A 17,921-nucleotide genomic window follows, 5' to 3' on the forward strand; every position below is an offset into this window, starting at 1 on the left:
AGCTCACTGCACCAGTACTTCCTTGAACAACACGGCCGACACCTGCGCGGGCGCGATCGCCATATTGACGCGCCGGGTCAGCTCTTCCTTCATCCGAAACATCCCGACCGAACCGTTGAGGTCGCCCGAGCGCAGCTCACGCAAGTAGGTCTGAAACAGGTCAGTGATCCGCGGCATGTTCGGCTTGATCTGCTCGGCAAGCTTCTCGTCCTTCACCTCGAGCACGACCTTGGCCTTGAGATATTGTACCCGCTCGCCCGGCGTGCCGGCGAGGTTGACCATGATCTCCGGCACTTCGACGAAGTTCGGCGGCTTCACTTCCTTGGCGGCTTCGGCCTGATGCGCGTCTTCGCCGTGGCCGGCGAACAGGAAGAAATAAGCGCCACCGCCGCCCAGCAGCAGCACGGCCGCCGCGGCGATGATGATGATCAGCTTCTTCTTGCTCTTTGGCGCCCCGCCTTCGGCGGCCTCGGCGCCTTCTTCCGGTTTCTCTGCGTCCGCCATCGGCCGAATCGCCCATATCCCAAAAAGCGAGCCGCAGCCGAGGCGAACCGTAAACGCGAGACTAACGCCGCCAGCGCCCAAGGCTCTGATGACACGACGCTATGGGGCAATGGTTAACGGAACCTTTCTACGGCGGTGGCGGGTAGGAAGATTTTGCCGGCCGGTATGGTCAACAAGTCCTTTATTGCCGGCCCCGCCGCTCCTCGAAAATTAGCAAGATACTGATTTGAATGATTTTTTTGAGTTGGCACGAGCTTCGCTAGGTGTCTGGTGAGCCGCGCGCTTGGGAGAGCGCCTGCGGTTCGCACGATCCGCCACCGGTCTGGGAGGGCTTGGCGGCGGGTCATTCAAGGGAGAACCACCGATGGAGAATGCTCTTCTCGTCGGACTGTCACGGCAGGTCGTGCTCGAACGGCAGATGGATGTCGTCGCGAACAACCTCGCCAATCTCAACACCAACGGCTTCAAGGCGGAGCGGTCGGTGTTCCAGGAATTTCTGAATACCGGCGCGCACGAGGACAATTTTGCGCGGCCGGACCGGCGCGTCAGCTTCGTGCAGGACCGCGCCACCTACCACGACCTGTCGACCGGCGCCCTGCAAGAGACCAAGAACCCGCTCGACGTCGCGATCGACGGCAAGGGCTTTCTGGTGGTGCAGACCCCGCAGGGCGAGCGCTTCACCCGCGACGGATCGCTGACGATCAATGCCCAGGGCCAGCTCGTGAACGGCTCCGGCTTCCCGGTGCTCGGCACCGGCGGCCCGATCGTGATCCAGCCGACCGACAAGGAACTGTCGATCTCGCCCGACGGCCGCGTCAGCGTGGTGGAAGGCACATCGATCATCGACTCGCTGCGCGGCAAGCTGCGCGTGGTGACGTTCGACCGGCCGCAGAGCCTGATCAAGCAGGGCGGCAATCTGTTCGCAGCCACGTCCGACCAGGGCACGCCCGACACCAAGTCGATGGTGCGCCAGGGCTATGTCGAGAAGTCGAACGTCAACTCGGTCCTCGAAATGACCAGGATGATCGACGTCACCCGAACCTACACCCAGATCTCGGCGATGCTGCAGCAGGAAAGCGAGCTGCGCAAAACCGCGATCGAGAAACTCGCCGAAGTTCCGGCCTAACGGAGACTGACCATGCGCGCACTCTACACTGCGGCGACCGGGATGGCGGCCCAGGAGCTCAACGTTCAGGTGATCTCCAACAACATCGCCAACATGCGCACCACCGGCTTCAAGAAGCAGACGGCGCAGTTTCAGGACCTGATCTACGACCACGTCCGCCGCGTCGGCGCGCAGGCGTCGGACCAGGGCACGATCCTGCCGGTCGGTGTCGACATCGGCGGCGGCGTCAAGACCGTCGGCACCCCGCGGCTGATGACCCAGGGCACGTTGTCGCCCACCGGCAACGATCTCGACCTCGCGGTTCGCGGCGAAGGCTTCTTCAAGATCCAGATGCCGGACGGCACCTTCGCCTACACCCGCGACGGTTCGTTCACCAAGGACAACACCGGCCGCATGGTCACCGCCAACGGCAACCCGGTGCAGCCGACCATCACCGTTCCGAACGGCGCCACCAGCATCACCGTCGCCGCCAACGGCCAGGTGTCGGTGACGATCTCCGGCTCGACCACGCCCACCGTGATCGGCCAGATCGGCCTCACCCGTTTCATCAACAAGGCCGGCCTGCAGCCGCAGGGCGACAACCTGTTCATCGAAACGCCCGCGTCCGGCACACCGCAGGACGGCATCGCCTCGGCCGACGGTCTCGGTGACATCATGCAGAAGACGCTGGAGATGGCGAACGTCGAAGTGGTGACGGAAATCTCCGATCTGATCTCGGCGCAGCGCGCCTACGAAATGAACGCCAAGGTCGTCAGCTCCGCCGACCAGATGCTGCAATCCACCTCCAACATGTTCCGCTGAGGGAGACGGCTGATGATCCGCGCTCTCCTCCTCGCATCCACCCTGATCGCCGCCGCCGGCAGCGGCGCGATCGGACAGACCGCAGCGCCTACCGCCCAGTCCCAGGGCGAACTGCGCCCGAGCGACGTGCTGAAGTCGCCAGTGCTGCGCCCGCATGTCGAAGTCACCGGCGAGCTGGTCCGGATCGGCGACGTGATCGAGAACGCCGGCGCCGCAGCCGGCATCGCGATCTATCGCTCGCCCGACCTCGGCACCACCGGCGCGTTGCCGACCGCCACCGTGCTCGCAGCGTTGCGCGCCCATCAGGTGATCGGCGTCGACACCCGCGACATCACCGAAGTTACGGTGACCCGGCTCGCGCGCACCCTGGCCGCGAAGGAAATCGAGCAGCAGGTGGTTCAGACCCTGCAGCAGCGCCACGGCCTCGGTGAGCCCGAAGACCTGACGGTGAATTTCGACCGCGACGTCGAGGCGAAGACGCTGCCGGCGAACTACGCCGGCAAACTGCAGGTCGTCAGCGAGAAATTCGACGTGCGCAGCGGCCGGTTCGACATCAGCTACGAGATCAGCGGTGGCGAAGGCACGGCGCCAGCCCGGCTGCGGGTCACCGGCACCGCGATCGAGACCGTTGTGGCCACCGTGCTGACCCGGCCGGTGCAGCGTAACGAAGTCATCAAGGTGTCCGACATCGTCATCGAGCGCCGTCCAAAGAGCGAAGTCGCGTCCGACGCGGCGAGCCGGGACGCCGCTATCGGCATGCAGGCGCGCCAGACGCTGCGCAGCGGCCAGGTGCTGCGCAGCGCCGACCTCGCCAAGCCGGACCTCGTGACCCGCGACCAGGGCGTCACGCTGATCTATCGCGCCGCCGGCATCTATCTCACCGCGCGCGGCAAGGCCCTCGACACTGGCGCCGAGGGCGACGTCGTCAACGTGCTCAACCTGCAGTCCAAGCGCACCATTACCGGCACGGTGATCGGCCGCGGCCAGGTCGCGATCACCGTCATCTCTCCGCGCGTCGTGGCCGACGCGAAAACCGAGTAACGTTCATGTCGAAGTCAGTGCCGTTGCAACGCATCGTTCTGGTCGCCGCCCTGATGGCGACGGGCGGACTCGCCGGGGGCTGCTCCTCGATCGATCGTCTCGCCGCGATCGGCGAACGGCCGGCGCTCACCCCGATCGAAAACCCGACCACGCAGCCCGGCTACAAGCCGGTGCAGATGCCGATGCCGAAGCCGGAAGTGGCCTCCTATAACGCCAACTCGCTGTGGCGGAACGGCAGCCGCGCGTTCTTCAAGGATCAGCGCGCCGCCAAGGTCGGCGACATTCTCACCGTGACGGTGAACTTCACCGACAAGGCCAACATCGCCAACGAGACCCAGCGCAGCCGCACCAGCAAGGAAGACTCCGGCATCACCGACTTCATCGGCAGCAAGACGATCACGACGCCCGCGACCGCGGTGCTGCCGGGCCGGATCCTGACCACCGATTCCACCTCGTCATCCGACGGCAAGGGCTCGGTGCAGCGGCAGGAAGCGTTGCAAACCAACGTCGCCGCGGTGGTGACCCAGGTGCTGCCGAACGGCAATCTGGTGGTCGAAGGCAAGCAGGAGATCCGGGTCAACTTCGAGATCCGCGAACTGATCGTCGCCGGCATCGTGCGGCCCGAGGACATCCAGAGCGACAACACCATCGACTCGAGCAAGATCGCGCAGGCCCGCATCGCCTATGGCGGCCGCGGCCAGATCACCGACGTGCAGCAGCCGCGCTACGGCCAGCAGGTGATGGACGTGCTGCTCCCGTTCTGATCGTCATGTGACAAAGAGCTCCCACACCCGGCCGCGAACCTAGGCGCGGTCAGGTGTTCCAACGCGGCCTCCTCCGGCTCTCCCTCCGGACGGAGGCCGCGGCCTTCTTAAAAGCGACTTACCAAAACGTGGATGCCCGGGACGAGCCCGAGCATCCAGGAGCTCACAGCACCTACGATCGCGCAACCGGTTTCGCTTGCGGCTCGCCCTTGCCTGTCGCGCTCTTGCTGCCTGCCGCCTTCCGCTGCTCCACTTTCTGCAGCACGAAGACGTAGAACACCGGCACGAACAACACTGCCAGCACGGTGGCGGACAGCATGCCGCCGAACACGCCGGTGCCGATCGCGTTCTGGCTGCCGGCGCTGACGCCGCTCGCAAACGCCAGCGGCGTGACGCCGAGGATGAAGGCGAGCGAGGTCATGATGATCGGGCGGAAGCGGACCGCAGCCGCCTCGATCGCTGCCTCGCGCAGCGACTTTCCTTCGACATGCAGGTCCTTGGCGAACTCGACGATCAGGATCGCATTCTTGGCGGACAGGCCGATGATCGCGATCAGGCCAACCTTGAAGTAGATGTCGTTCGGCATGTCGCGGAGCATCACCGCCAACAGCGCGCCGATCACGCCGAGGGGCACGACCAACATCACCGACAGCGGGATCGACCAGCTTTCGTACAGCGCCGCGAGCAGCAGGAACACGAACAGCACGCTCAGTCCGAGCAGGAACGGCGCCTGATTGCCGGACTTGATTTCCTGCAACGACTGCCCAGCCCATTCGAAGCCGAAACCGCTCGGCAACTGCTTGGCCAGCCGTTCCATCTCGGCGATGGCTTCACCCGAGGAATGCCCAGGTGCGGCGTCACCGGCAAAACGCACCGAAGGATAGCCGTTGAAGCCGATCACCTGGATCAGCCCCTTCGACCATTCGGTCCGCGCGAATGCCGACAGCGGCACCATCCGTCCACTGGCGTTGCGGACGTTGAGCTTGAGCAGATCGTCCGTCTGCATGCGGCGATCGTCCTGCGCCTGGATAGTGACGCGCTGCATCCGGCCGGCGTTGGGGAAGTCGTTGACATAGGCAGAGCCGAGGCTGCCAGTGATGGTGGCGTTGATGTCGGCAAAGGACACGCCGAGCGCGTTCGCCTTCTCACGGTCGATCACCAGATGCAGCTGCACCGAATTCGCCAGCCCCTCGACCCGCACGCCGGTCAGCACCGGACTGGCGCCGCCGGCCGCAGTCAGGCGCGTCGCGGCATCGTCGAGTGCAGCGGTGCCACGGCTGCCACGATCCTGCAGGCGGAAGGTGAAGCCGGTGAAATTGCCGAGTCCGTCGATCGGCGGCGGCTCGAACGCCATCACCGCAGCGTCGCCGATCTTCGCCAGTTCGACATTGGCGCGCCGGGCGATCGCACCTGCGCTGTCGTGGCCGCGCTCGCTCCAATCCTTCAACGTCACAAACGCCACCGCTGCGCTCTGCGAGTTACCGGAGAAGCTGAAACCCGAGACGGTGAACACCTGCGAAACGCTGGGATCGGCGAGGAACACCTTCTCGGCCTGCTCGATCGACGTCATCGCGCGGGTCTGCGTCGCTTCGGTCGGCGCCTGCATGTCGACAATCAGATATCCCTGATCCTCGGTCGGCAGGAATGACGCGGGCAGCCGCAAGTAAGCCCAGCCGAGCCCCGCCAGCAGCGCCAGGTATACCACCATCAGCCGCCCGGTCCGTCCGGTCGCCCAGCCGACGCCATTGCGATAGCGGCCCGCGATGCGTGCGAAAGTCCGGTTGAACCAGCCGAAGAAGCCGCCCTTCTCGTGGTGATCGTCGGGTACCGGCTTCAAGAACGTCGCACACAGCGCCGGCGTCAGGGTCAGCGCCAGGAAGCTCGAGAACAGGATCGACACCACCATCGTCAGACTGAACTGCCGATAGATGATACCGACCGCGCCGGGGAAGAACGCCATCGGCAGGAACACCGCCGTCAGCACCAGCGTGATGCCGACGATCGCGCCCTTGATCTGCTTCATCGCCTTGATGGTCGCCTCGCGCGGCGACAGGCCCTCGGTCGCCATCAGGCGCTCGACGTTTTCGACCACCACGATGGCGTCGTCGACCAGGATGCCAATCGCCAGCACCATCGCGAACATCGTCAGCACGTTGATCGAGAAGCCGGTGGCGAACATCACCGCACAGGTGCCGAGCAGCGCGATCGGCACCACCAGGGTCGGGATCAGGGTGTAGCGGATGTTCTGCAGGAACAGGAACATCACCACGAACACCAGCGCGATCGCTTCGGCGAGCGTGTACAGTACCTTCTCGATCGACGCCTTGATGAACGGGGTGGTGTCGTAAGGAATCTCGTAGGTCATCCCTTTCGGGAAATACTGCGAGAGCTCCTTCATCTTTGCAGTGACGGCCCTGGAGGTAGCGCGCGCATTGGCAGTCGCCGACAACTGAACGCCGATCGAGGCGGCGGGCTGGCCGTTCAGCCGACTCTCCGAATTGTAATCCTCGCCGCCGACCTCGACCCGAGCGACGTCGCGCAGCCGCACCGACGAGCCATCGCGATTGGCGCGCAGCACGATGGCGCCGAATTCCTCAGGCGTGCCCAGCTGGCCCTTGACCAGGACCGGCGCGGTGACTTCCTGCGACACCGGATTGGGCGTCGCGCCGATTCGACCGGCTGCGACCTGCGCGTTCTGCGCGGCGATCGCCGCAGAGACGTCGCTGACGGTCAGGCCGACGCCGAACAGCTTGTCCGGATCGATCCACACCCGCATCGACCGCTGGGTTCCGAACAACTGCGCCTTGCCAACGCCCTCGACCCGCCGGATCTCGCTGATGATATTACGGGTGATGTAGTCGCCGACCGCGATGCTATCGAGCGAGCCGTCGGTGGTCTGCACCGAGATGAACATCAGGAAGGTGCTGGAGGCTTCGTCGACCAGAATGCCGCGCTGTGTCACGGCGCTGGGCAGCCGCGACTCCACCCGGCGGATGCGGTTCTGCACATCCACCGTCGCCTGCGCCAGCGACGTCCCCGGCTGGAACGACACCTCGATCGAGATCTGGCCGGTCGCGTCCGTGGTCGACTCGAAGTACATCAAGCCGGGAATGCCGGCGAGCTGATCTTCGATCAGCCGGACGACGCCCTGGTAGATTTCTTCGGATGACGCACCCGGATAGTTCGCAGTGACCGAGATCTTGGCCGGCGCGATGTTGGGATATTGCGCCACCGGCAGAAACGGAATCGCCAACGCGCCGGCGATCATAATGAAGATGGCAACGACCCATGCGAACACGGGCCGCGCGATAAAGAAATCGGGCATGACCGCCGAGCCTCACTTCGCCTGCGAGGTGGCGCTGGTCGCGCCAGCCGCCGCGTTCGGCCATGGCTTCGGATCGACCGTCGCCCCCGGCGACAGCGCCTGGAAGCCTTGAACGACCACGGCGTCGCCGGGATGAAGACCGCTGGCGATAATCCAGCGACCGTCGACCAGCCGCGACGGCGTCACCGGCCGCAATTCGGCTTTGCGATCGGCCGAGACGACGTAGAGCTGTGCCTGCCCACCCGGGTCGCGGCGTAGCGCGCGCTCCGGCACGGCCAGCGCGTTGACCTGCTCGCCCTGTACCAGCTGCACGCGGACATACATGCCGGGCAGCAGATCGCCGTCCGGATTGGGAAACTCGCCGCGCAGTGTGACCTGCCCGGTGGTGGCATCGACTGAAGCTTCAGAGAACAGCAGCCGCCCGCGATGCGCGTAGCTCGCGCCATCATCGAAACGCAAGCGGACTTCGGCTTCGATCGCATCTCCAGCTTTGGCCGACTGTTGCGCGGCCCGCTTCAACGCCAATAGCTCGTTGGCGGATTGCGTGAAGTCGGCATAAACCGGGTCGAGCTGCTGGATGGTCGCCAGGCTTTCACTGCCACCGACGGTGAACAGCGCGCCTTCGGTGATCAGCGCCCGCCCGATGCGGCCGGTGATCGGCGCGCGGACTTCGGTGTATTGCAGATCGAGCTCTGCGGCCTGCAGGCCGGCGCGTGCGGAGGCCTCATCCGCCTCGGCCTGCGCCAATTCGGCAACCGCCTTGTCGTAGAGTTGAACGGTGGTGACGTCGCGATCCTTCAGCCGGGTCTGGCGCTCAGCCTGCTGCGCCGCCAGCGTGCGCGTCGCCTCGGCACGCTGCAGCGTCGCCTTGGCGCTGGCGACGCGAACCTGGAACGGCGCCGGATCGAGCCGGTACAACACGTCGCCTTGCTTGACGATGGTACCTTGTTGGAACACCCGCTCGATGATGATGCCGGAGACCCGCGGCCGCACTTCCGCGATCCGCGTCGGCGCGATGCGGCCGGGCAGGTCGCTGACGATGCGCAGCGTTTCAGGCACGACAGTAACCACGCTCACCACGACCGGCGGCGCCTGCTTGTCGGCTCCCGCTTGTTTACCGTCACCGCAGCCGGCCAGACTTACCACCACGCCAAACGCGCAAGCGGCCCGGAGGGCGGCCTTCGTCTTCGTTGTCACGCAACTCACCTTTGCTTGTCGCGGACGCGGGGCCCCCCAGCCACACCGCAGCCGCGTAAAGATACCATCTGGTTGGTATATTACATTCTTGACAATGACAACGGGGCGACGCCAGGATTCACCCAAAACCCTCTACAGAGAGTTGTCTCGCCGCGATGAGCAGCGCCCATGAGCGAAAGAAACAACCGGAAGTCGTCCGTCGCGCCCTGATTGATTGTGCCGCCGCCCTGGCGATGGAGCGCGGTCTGCAAGCGGTAACGGTGCAGGCCGTTGCCGCGGCCGCCGGCGTTACCAAAGGTGGCCTGTTTCATCATTTTGCGACCAAAGAGAAGCTGATCGAGGCGGTATTCGACGCCCAGCTCGACATATTCGGCGCCGCTGTCGACGAGGCGCTGCGGGACGATCATTCAAGTTACGGCTGCTTCACCCGCGCCTATGTCCGGGCGACCTTCAATCTCAGCGACCAGGACGACAGCCAATGCGGCGGCGCTTTGGCGGTGTCGATGATGACCGACCCGCTACTACGGCCGCGCTGGTCGGCCAGGATGCGGGCATGGCTGACGAAGTATAAAAAGACCGACTCGGCGCCGGCATTGGAAATCGTGCGACTCGCCGCCGACGGTGCTTGGCTCGCCGACCTCGCTCACCTCGCCCCGGATCTCCGGATGGATCGCAAGAAGCTGTTGGCGCGGCTGCTGGCGATGGCTCAGAAAGACTGAACGGCCAAGCAGAGTCGCGCCGCACGCACACGCCGCATCACGGCCGATCACAACTCACTTGCCCAGACATCCACTGACATGATCCGGCGCATCGACGGCATCCCGCGATCGTAGTTGTATCGCGTCCGGGGGACGCTACGTTCCGCCGTGTTCGGCGATTCCTGCGAGGAATGGCCGGGCCCAATGGAGAGATCAGATGACCAAGACCGGCGCCGCGTTGCTCGCGGCAGCGACCATCCTCACCCTGGCGGCGGCTCCGGCCTCGGCCCGCGATTTCCCCTACTGCCTGCAAGGCGGCGAATGGGGCTATCCGGGTAACTGCCAGTTCGACTCGTACCAGCAGTGCATGGTGACGGCTTCCGGCACCCGCGCCTACTGCGACATTAATCCGGTCGTCGCGTTCAGTGCACGTCAGCAGGCCGCTGAGCCGCAGGACGTTCCACCGCAGCAGCTGCGCAAGCGCCGGCACTAATCAGAGACGCTTGTTCGCGCGCGTCACGGCACACAACGCCAGCTACCAAAAACAACGGCGCCGCTTCCTCTCGGAAGCGACGCCGTAAAACTTCGATCAGGCCACCGACCTATTCGTCGCGATACACCTTTTCGCGCTTCTCATGGCGCTCCTGGGCTTCGACCGAGAGCGTCGCAATCGGGCGCGCCTCGAGCCGCTTGAGAGAGATCGGCTCGCCGGTCTCTTCGCAATAGCCGTAGGTGTTATCTTCGATACGTTGCAGCGCTGCGTCGATCTTGGCGATCAGCTTGCGTTGACGGTCGCGAGCGCGCAGCTCAATTGCGCGGTCGGTTTCGGAGGAGGCGCGATCAGCCAAGTCGGGATGATTGACGTTCTCTTCCTGTAGTGCCTGGAGCGTGAGTTTGGCTTCACGCAGGATCTCGTCCTTCCAAGCCAACAATTTGGCGCGAAAATACTCGCGCTGCCGCTCGTTCATGAACGGCTCTTTCTCGGATGGTCGATAGTCTTTCAACTTTTCCAAGGGCAATCCATGATCCACATCAGGCGGTAAACACCCCGCCTGCGCGGCAGCTTATATAGCGCTGGGTTGTGACAGACAATATCGTCCGCGCCGATCGCACCGGATCGGCGGAATAGCTGGGGAACACGAATCGCAGACTTAGGCTTGGCCGGCTTTGGCGAGTTCGACCTCGACTCGCAGCTCGATCTCCGCCAGCACCGCGTCGAGGCCGGGATCGCCGGAGGAGTTCTTCAATTCGGCCGCAGCTGCCCGCAGCCGCGCCACCGTGGCACCGTCCAGCATGCCGGACAGCAGACCGATCTTCAGATCATCGAGCGCATCCAGCGCCGTCCGTCCGCGCTGCACTGAGCGCTTGCGGCGTTCGGTGGCGTCCTCCACCCCCTGCATGGCGAGCAGGGCGTCCAGCGCAGCCGGCGGCCGCGGCGCGCTGATCGGCTTGGCTTCCGATTGAGTCGGGGCAGTGGGCAGCGAAAACGTGCTCGATCCGGAGCGCCGGACAGTGCCGGAGCCGGTCGATGTGGTGGTGCCGTTCGGACCGTAAATGCGCATTGTGTCTCTCGCCGTGTCCAGGCTCGCCGCGGAACAGCTTACACCCAGGGCGGCAATAGGGCTGAGGCCCCCGACCCGCAGCAAACCGGTTTATGGTTAACGATGGGTAAACAGCTCGGCAAGAATTGCCGGTGACGGCAGTTTCGCCGCGGCGGGAACCCGAACGGAACTCTTCAGAGAGGAACTTACCCTCGGAAAATCAACAAGTTGCCTCAGATTCGCGGGTGGCACAGGACTGGCAAGGAAAGACTGACCGCATCGTCCGCGACAAGCGGCGATGGATCGACAGGAGCCGACAATGCCGCGCGTATCGACCCACTTTGTGAAACTGGCCGCGGCGGCCCTGTGCGCGCTGCTGCTGTCAGCCGTCGCAGCGAGCGCGACCTCGCGGATCAAGGACCTCGCCAACATCGAAGGTATTCGCCAGAACCAGCTGATCGGCTACGGCCTGGTGGTCGGCCTTAACGGCACCGGCGATACCCTCAACAACATCCCGTTCACCAAGCAGTCGCTGCAGGCGATGCTGGAACGCATGGGCGTCAACATCCGCGGCGCCACCATCCGGACCGGCAACGTCGCCGCCGTGATGGTCACCGGCAATCTGCCGCCGTTTGCCACCCAGGGCACCCGGATGGATGTGACCGTGTCGGCGCTGGGCGACGCCAAGAACCTGCAGGGCGGCACCCTGCTGGTCACCCCCCTCCTCGGCGCCGACGGGAATGTCTATGCGGTCGCGCAGGGCTCGCTGGCGATCGGCGGCTTCCAAGCGGAGGGCGAGGCCGCCAAGATCACCCGCGGCGTGCCCACGGTCGGCCGGATCGCCAACGGCGCCATCATCGAGCGCGAGATCGAGTTCGCGCTGAACCGGCTGCCGAACGTGCGGCTGGCGCTGCGCAATGCCGACTTCACCACCGCAAAGCGGATCGCCGCCGCCGTCAACGACTACCTCGGCACCAAATGCGCCGAGCCCCTCGACCCGTCGACTGTCCAGCTCTCTATCCCGGGCGAGTTCAAGGGCAATGCGGTGGCGCTGCTTACCGAGATCGAGCAGTTGCAGGTCGAACCGGACCAGGCTGCCAAGATCGTGATCGACGAGCGTAGCGGTATCATAGTCATGGGGCGCGACGTCCGAGTCGCCACCGTGGCGGTGGCCCAGGGCAACCTGACGGTGTCGATTTCCGAAAGCCCGCAGGTAAGCCAGCCGAATCCACTCGGAGGCGGCCGCACCGTGGTCACGCCGAACTCCCGGATCGGGGTCACCGAAGATGGCAAGAAGCTCGCCGTGGTCAAGGACGGGGTGTCGCTGCAGCAGCTCGTCGACGGCCTCAACAGCTTGGGCATCGGCCCGCGCGACCTGATCGGCATCCTGCAGGCGATCAAGGCCGCCGGGGCCATCGAAGCCGACATCGAGGTGATGTGATGACAGTCGCCACGACCTACGGGCCGACCATGCCGACCTACAATGGGCGGCCCGACTTTGCCCTCGCCGAAGCGCTGTCGAAGGTGCCGGCGCAGATGCAGGACAAGACCCGAAAGACCGCCAAGGACTTCGAGGCGATGTTCCTCAACACCATGTTCTCGCAGATGACCTCCGGGCTGAAGGGCGAAGGACCATTCGGCGACACCGTCGGGACCGGCGTTTGGCGTTCGATGCTGACCGAACAGCATTCGCAGATGGTCGCCAAGGCCGGCGGCGTCGGCATCGCCACCGACGTGTACCGCTCCCTGATCCTCCAGCAGGCAGCCCGCTCCTAAGCGCAAAGGACGACGCCATGACCGCGATGCAACGCCCGCAAGCCCATCCCACCGCCGTTCAACCGGTGGCAACGCCCGCAGACGCACGTAAGCTCGCCGATGGCCTGATCACGGTGATGGATTCGTTGCTGAAGGTGATCGAACACGAGACCGAGTTGGTCCGCGCCGGCAAGATCGCCGAGGCGATGCGGCTCGAGGCCAACAAGTCCGAAGGCACAAAGCGCTACATCACCGCGATCACGCTGGTGCGCGCCAGCCAGCCCTACATGTCCAAGGCGACGCCCGACCTGCTTGCGACGCTACATCGGCATCACGAAGTGTTCCGCGCGATGCTGCAGGTCAACCTGACGGTGCTGGCGACCGCGCATGCAGTGTCGGAAGGCATCGTGCGCGGCGTCAACGCCGAAGTGCAGAAGCGCAACGCGCCGCAGACCTACACCGCCTATGGCCGCCATACCGGTCCGAGCCCGCGCCAGCTGACGCCCATCGCGGTCAGCCGCTCGCTGTAACGCTTCGCCTCACAACGACCTTGCAGGCGTCGACGCGCATTGGCGCGCGAATTCGCACGCCTGGGCGATGCAGAGCTTTCGATTCAAATCATCGGAGTCTTTGCAGGAGGAATTTCAGAACTGTTTGCCACGATGCTGGAGGAGGTGTGGGATTGACCTGATGGAGGCCAGGAGGCTGACATGAGTATCGATTTCACCATCAAGCCGGTGGGGACGCCGGTGATTACGCCGATCCTCAGGCCGGAGCCTGAGGCGGCGCAAGCGGCCGTACCGACCGATCTGCCGGCGCCACAGAGCGTCACCGCGGCAGACGGCGGATCGGCGACGACTGCCACCAAGACCGGAAGCAACTCTGCATCTTCGATCTCCCGCCAGGTGATCTTCGATCAGGCTGCTGCCGAGATGGTCTACGTAGCAGTCGATCAGAACACGCAGTCGGTGATCAGCCAGTATCCTGACTCCTGGCAGCTCAAGGCACGCGCCTACTTCCGCGAACTCGATCAATCGAAGCCTCAGCGCATCGGATCGCTCGCAACCGACCGCGTCGCCTGACGCCGAGTTGGAATGAGACCGGATCTCCCGGCCCGTCGGTTGCGGGCGCGGGCGCTTCGTGCTGGGCAAAGAAAAAGTTGGAGGCGCACTAACGCAACATCACGACGTTGGTCGTGTCACGGACGGCCGCTGAGACCCGCGGCGATGTTGCGATTGATGTCGATCAGCGCCTGCAGGCGTTCGACTTCCGGCTTGATCTGCAAGGCGCTGGACTGGCTCATCACGAACACGCCGATGTTGGCGATGTTCTGCCGGATCTCGATCGACTGCGGATTGTCGTCGCGCATCGCCTCGGTGACGAAGATCGACCAAAGTTTGCGATTGAACAACAGCGCTTCCTGAAGTCCGATCGCGCCCTTCTCTTCCCAGTTTGTGACGACGTCCTGCAGTTGCTTAGCCGCCTTCAGCAGCGCCTGCGCTTCGATCTCGCGGGGAGATGCAGTTCTCTGCGCCGTTCTGGCGTAAGCTTGCGCGGCACTCGACATCGGCTACCTCGACAACAATTCTTCTTCACGCTTGATGAGGGGGCGCAGCTCTCTGAGTGCCTTATAGAGATTGCCGCTTAAGATATGATTACTGGTTGCTTCGATCGTTTCGCGGAAGCTCGGCACCGCCTCGATCAACTCTTTGATGAAACCTAGATACAAATCCTGATAAGCCGGGATGTCGTTCTGCAGATACATCATCTGCACGCACAGATAGATGCGCTTCACCGGCGTATTGGCCGTCTCCGCGGTGAGAATGTCTTTCTCACGAAGGATCGGCGCATCACCGTCGATCAGAAATGTGGTGCGGGTGTCGGAGTTGGTGATCACGCTCTGGCCGATCACGATCCGCTCGAACGGCTTCAATTCGACTCGCAGAGGCATCGCTTCTCCCTTCGCATATGGTCACGGGACCGAGATCGACTCATCCTCCAGCCCTTTTTCCTTATGCGCAGGGTTTGCGAATCGATCCAGTACAAACGCGCCGTACTTTCAGGGGAAAAATGCAACGGGAGATTGCGCGGCGCCGAATCGCGCCGCCGCCCGGGACGTGGCCGCCCCGCGATCGCCGCCCCGGCGCGAAGCCGGGGCCGCCGCGATTAACGCAGCAGCTGCAGGACGCTCTGCTGCGACTGGTTTGCCAGCGACAGCGCCGACACCGCGATCGATTGCCGCGTCGACAGCGCCTGACTGTTGGCCGCTTCTTCGTTGGTATCGGCGAGCGTCAGGTTCGCCGAGCCGGTCTGCAGCACGTTGATCAGACTCTTGGCGAAGTTCTGGCGGATCTGCACGATCGACAGATTGGAACCGTACGACGACGCCTGCGACCGCAGCGTGGTCGATGCGGTGTTGAGCGCAGCCAGCGTCTTGTTGGTGGCTGCGTTGTCGATGAAGTCCGTGCCGGCCACCAGCGTCGGCAGGCCGAGCGCAGCGGGCGTCAGCGCCGTGCCGACGATGGTCAGCGTCGACTTGCCGGTTTCGTTGAATACCAGCTTCAGCGTGTCGCCGTTCAGCAGGTTCACGCCGTTGAACGAAGCGTCCTGCGACGTGGTGGTGATCTGCGCGATGACGTTGTTGTACTGCTCGACCAGCTTGGCGCGCGCTGCCTGCGAATTGAGGTCGGCGACCGGCGGGTTCGGCGTGGTGAAGGTCAGCGTCGAGGTGATCGAGCCACCAAGCACGCCGCCGTCCGCGACCGAGCCGAGCGTCGACGACGCGTAGTCGTTGCTCGCCGAGATCATCAGCACGCCGTTGGCATCGACCTGCGCGGTCAGGTTGTTCGGCGCGAGCGCGGCGTTGAGCTGCGCCAGCGTCTTCACCGTGCCGCCGGTGCCATCGCCGAAGGTGACGCTGACCGGCGAGCCGCCCTTGAACGAGGTGAAGGTCATGGTCTTGCCGGAGACGCCGCCGGCGCCGGAGGCGCGCGACGCCTGAAACACCGTCGAGGTGCCGGTGTTGCCGGCGAGGCCGAGCGCCAGCATCGCATTGCCGGTGCCGCTGATGGTGAGGTCGGAAGCGCTGCCGGTCGAGATCTTCAGCGAACCGCTCGACAGCGACGAATTGGCGGAGCCGAGCTGGGTCGTCAGCGTCGCACCGGTCTGGGACAGCGTCGCGGTCTGCACGCCGGTGGCAAGGTCGATCGCCTTCAGCACGTCGGCGACGGTGCCGCCCTGCAGATAGACCGTCGAATTGCCGAGACCGTCGGTCTCGACGTGACCACTCACGCCGGTGTGGGTCGCCGAGGCGAGCGGCACCGGGGCGTTCTTGAAGGTGATAGTCTTGCCGTTGACGGTGAGGATCGAGCCGTCGTCGATCAGCGTGCCGATCGTGTTTGCACCGGTGATGCGCGGAACGTCGAGCGTGGTCGGGCCGGAGCCGGTCGAGGTGGTGAGGTTCAGCGACTTCAGGAAGTCGGCAGGACCGGTGACGTGGAGATCGGCGCCGGTCGAAGAGTTCAACGTCACCACGCCGGCGCCGCTGATCGAAGACGCCGTGCCGTTGGCCGTGAAGGTCGCAATGCCGCCCGAGATCGTCGCCGACTTCACGCCGCTGGCGAGATCGATCGACGTCAGCACGTCGCCGACGGTGGCATTGGTGAAGGTATTGCTGGTGCCGAGATAGATCGTCGAGTTGCCCTGCGAGTCGGCAACAATGTTGCCGAGCACGCCCGAGCCGACCAACAGGCCGGCCGGCGACGGCGGATCGGACGCCTTGAAGGTGATGGTCTTGCCGTTCACCGTCAGCGTCGTGCCGTCGGCGATCGCCGCACCCAGGCCGCCCACGGTGTTGAACAGCTTGGTGCTGGCGGTGATCGGCGCCGAGGCGCCGGTGCCGAGCGACGTCGAAACCGGGGCGCTGAAGCCGAGCTTGGCCAGCACGGTGCCGCCCGAGGTGTCGGAGACCGACAGCGCGCGGTTGGTGCCGGTATGGAGCTCAAGGTGGCCGCTGGAGTTGACCACCGACGGGTTGCTGGTGTTGCCGTTGATGGTGTCGACCGTGGCGAGCAGTGCGTTGATCGGCTGGTTGACGCCGATCGTATAGTTGCCATTGCTGTCGATGGTCGGGGTGCCGGTGGCGGTGAAGGTGATGGTCTTGCCATCGACCACCAGCACGTCGCCGGCCTGCGGGCCGGTCGGGGTCGTGGTCGAACCATTGGTCAGCGACGAAATCAGGTCGGTGCCGGTCGCAGTCGCCGTCGCGGTGCCGGTATAGAGCACTGAGCCGGTCGAGGTCGCGTCGGTCGGCACGTTCTTGGTGACCGCGGTGCCGACCAGCGAGCCGATGCCGCCGCCCAGCGTATCGGTCAACGACACGCCGCTGGTGCCGCCGGCGGTGCCGTCATAGATCACGTTGCTGGTCGCGATCGCGCTGGCGAAGGTCTGAGTGCCGCGCAGATCGTTCGGCGTGGCGCCCGCGATGGTCGCCGCAACGTTGGATTTGGTCGAGTAGCCGACGTTCGATTGCAGCGCCTGGTTGGCGATCGATTTGGCGGTGTCGATCAGCTTGTTCAGCGAGGTGATGCCGGTGTTGGCCGCCTGAAGGATCTGGACGCCGTTGCCGATGCCGTCGAGCAGGTTGTTGATGTCGCTAGCGCGGCTGTCGAGCCCTGCTGCGGTGAAGAAGTTGGTCGGATTGTCGAGCGCGGTGTTGACCTTCTTGCCGGAAGCAAGACGGTTCTGCGTCGTCGCCAACAGATCGGCAGTCGACTGCAGCGATAGCAGATTCTGGCGAACCGCTGCCGAGAGAACCACATCAGCCATGGTGCAAACCTTCCTGATCCGCGCTGGACGTCGACCTTCAGTCGCACGTCGCTGCTCGCGTCGAACGGTCGTTGCCGCTGCGACACTTGCCGGTTGTGTTTAGACGCCTGTTCTGGAGAGGGACCTCGGCTGCACGACACACGTGCGCACCGGATCAACGCGGCCGATTCTCGACCTACCTTCTTCCTGAGCACCCGGGACTATGGCGGGGGCCATTTAAAATATGGTTAACAGCGTCTTAAGGGGAAAAAAGTCAATTAAATCAACAGACCTGGTGTTTGCCCGCGATTGCTCCTGCCGGGTCAGCAACCAATTTATTAACTGATTCGCTCATTTGGGCAC

At 64.4% G+C, this 17,921-nt stretch carries 18 protein-coding genes; 10 read left to right on the plus strand and 8 right to left on the minus strand.

The window, feature by feature from the left end:
- Positions 1–3: 3 nt before the first annotated feature.
- Positions 4–504, minus strand: a complete 501-nt coding sequence (gene fliL, locus HZF03_RS19705) for a flagellar basal body-associated protein FliL (RefSeq protein WP_011159434.1) — start codon at positions 502–504, stop codon at positions 4–6.
- 364 nt (positions 505–868) lie between these two features.
- On the opposite strand from fliL, the gene flgF reads away from it, so the two are divergent.
- Genes flgF through flgH form a run of 4 tightly spaced genes read left to right on the plus strand, consistent with a single transcriptional unit; the run spans position 869 to position 4,236 of the window.
- Positions 869–1,630, plus strand: coding sequence for a flagellar basal-body rod protein FlgF (gene flgF / locus HZF03_RS19710; protein WP_011159435.1), 762 nt, complete (start codon positions 869–871; stop codon positions 1,628–1,630).
- Positions 1,631–1,642: 12 nt separating this feature from the next.
- Entirely contained in the window at positions 1,643–2,431 is a 789-nt protein-coding gene (flgG, locus tag HZF03_RS19715) for a flagellar basal-body rod protein FlgG (protein ID WP_011159436.1), read from the plus strand.
- 12 nt (positions 2,432–2,443) lie between these two features.
- Positions 2,444–3,472, plus strand: coding sequence for a flagellar basal body P-ring formation chaperone FlgA (gene flgA / locus HZF03_RS19720; protein ID WP_119019670.1), 1,029 nt, complete (start codon positions 2,444–2,446; stop codon positions 3,470–3,472).
- Positions 3,473–3,477: 5 nt separating this feature from the next.
- Positions 3,478–4,236 carry a flagellar basal body L-ring protein FlgH gene (flgH, locus tag HZF03_RS19725; RefSeq protein ID WP_011159438.1) on the plus strand — a complete coding sequence of 253 codons (759 nt, stop codon included), beginning with the start codon at positions 3,478–3,480 and terminating at the stop codon, positions 4,234–4,236.
- A 172-nt stretch (positions 4,237–4,408) separates the two neighbouring features.
- Here flgH and HZF03_RS19730 read toward each other — a convergent pair whose 3' ends face one another.
- Positions 4,409–7,561, minus strand: coding sequence for an efflux RND transporter permease subunit (locus HZF03_RS19730; RefSeq protein WP_179906199.1), 3,153 nt, complete (start codon positions 7,559–7,561; stop codon positions 4,409–4,411).
- A 12-nt stretch (positions 7,562–7,573) separates the two neighbouring features.
- Positions 7,574–8,758 (minus strand): efflux RND transporter periplasmic adaptor subunit, encoded by a 1,185-nt coding sequence (locus HZF03_RS19735; RefSeq protein WP_234832325.1) that lies wholly within the window; start codon positions 8,756–8,758, stop codon positions 7,574–7,576.
- Positions 8,759–8,913: 155 nt separating this feature from the next.
- On the opposite strand from HZF03_RS19735, the gene HZF03_RS19740 reads away from it, so the two are divergent.
- Together HZF03_RS19740 and HZF03_RS19745 are read left to right on the plus strand one after the other, a co-directional pair.
- The gene (locus HZF03_RS19740; protein WP_012497259.1) at positions 8,914–9,477 is read left to right on the plus strand and encodes a TetR family transcriptional regulator; all 564 of its coding nucleotides are present in this window, start codon (positions 8,914–8,916) and stop codon (positions 9,475–9,477) included.
- Positions 9,478–9,673: 196 nt separating this feature from the next.
- A complete protein-coding gene (locus HZF03_RS19745; protein ID WP_119019667.1) occupies positions 9,674–9,949 on the plus strand; it encodes a DUF3551 domain-containing protein in 276 nt (91 codons plus the stop codon).
- 109 nt (positions 9,950–10,058) lie between these two features.
- Here the strand turns inward: HZF03_RS19745 and dksA are convergent, their stop codons facing one another.
- Together dksA and HZF03_RS19755 are read right to left on the minus strand one after the other, a co-directional pair.
- Positions 10,059–10,469 carry an RNA polymerase-binding protein DksA gene (gene dksA, locus HZF03_RS19750; RefSeq protein ID WP_013501217.1) on the minus strand — a complete coding sequence of 137 codons (411 nt, stop codon included), beginning with the start codon at positions 10,467–10,469 and terminating at the stop codon, positions 10,059–10,061.
- Between the two features lie 138 nt (positions 10,470–10,607).
- Positions 10,608–11,018: a flagellar assembly protein FliX gene (locus HZF03_RS19755; protein WP_011159444.1), complete on the minus strand. Its 411-nt coding sequence runs from the start codon at positions 11,016–11,018 to the stop codon at positions 10,608–10,610.
- Between the two features lie 298 nt (positions 11,019–11,316).
- Here HZF03_RS19755 and HZF03_RS19760 point away from each other — a divergent pair, with 298 nt between their 5' ends.
- The 4 genes from HZF03_RS19760 (at position 11,317) to HZF03_RS19775 (ending at position 13,834) form a co-directional block, all read left to right on the plus strand.
- Entirely contained in the window at positions 11,317–12,438 is a 1,122-nt protein-coding gene (locus HZF03_RS19760) for a flagellar basal body P-ring protein FlgI (RefSeq protein ID WP_119019666.1), read from the plus strand.
- Complete coding sequence (gene flgJ / locus HZF03_RS19765; protein WP_012497262.1) at positions 12,438–12,773, plus strand: flagellar assembly peptidoglycan hydrolase FlgJ; 336 nt, start codon at positions 12,438–12,440, stop codon at positions 12,771–12,773. The genes HZF03_RS19760 and flgJ overlap by 1 nt, the downstream gene beginning before the upstream one ends.
- A gap of 17 nt (positions 12,774–12,790) precedes the next feature.
- The gene (locus HZF03_RS19770) at positions 12,791–13,282 is read left to right on the plus strand and encodes a hypothetical protein (RefSeq protein WP_119019665.1); all 492 of its coding nucleotides are present in this window, start codon (positions 12,791–12,793) and stop codon (positions 13,280–13,282) included.
- Between the two features lie 180 nt (positions 13,283–13,462).
- Entirely contained in the window at positions 13,463–13,834 is a 372-nt protein-coding gene (locus HZF03_RS19775) for a hypothetical protein (protein WP_012497263.1), read from the plus strand.
- 116 nt (positions 13,835–13,950) lie between these two features.
- Here HZF03_RS19775 and flaF read toward each other — a convergent pair whose 3' ends face one another.
- The 3 genes from flaF to HZF03_RS19790 all read right to left on the minus strand — a co-directional run bounded on the left by flaF (position 13,951) and on the right by HZF03_RS19790 (position 17,579).
- Positions 13,951–14,319: a flagellar biosynthesis regulator FlaF gene (gene flaF / locus HZF03_RS19780; protein ID WP_011159449.1), complete on the minus strand. Its 369-nt coding sequence runs from the start codon at positions 14,317–14,319 to the stop codon at positions 13,951–13,953.
- Positions 14,320–14,322: 3 nt separating this feature from the next.
- Positions 14,323–14,703: a flagellar biosynthesis repressor FlbT gene (gene flbT, locus HZF03_RS19785; protein ID WP_011159450.1), complete on the minus strand. Its 381-nt coding sequence runs from the start codon at positions 14,701–14,703 to the stop codon at positions 14,323–14,325.
- A 215-nt stretch (positions 14,704–14,918) separates the two neighbouring features.
- Positions 14,919–17,579 carry a DUF1522 domain-containing protein gene (locus HZF03_RS19790; RefSeq protein ID WP_119019664.1) on the minus strand — a complete coding sequence of 887 codons (2,661 nt, stop codon included), beginning with the start codon at positions 17,577–17,579 and terminating at the stop codon, positions 14,919–14,921.
- Positions 17,580–17,921: the final 342 nt, after the last annotated feature.

Origin of the sequence: Rhodopseudomonas palustris (assembly GCF_013415845.1) — a bacterium.
Lineage (GTDB): Bacteria > Pseudomonadota > Alphaproteobacteria > Rhizobiales > Xanthobacteraceae > Rhodopseudomonas > Rhodopseudomonas palustris_F.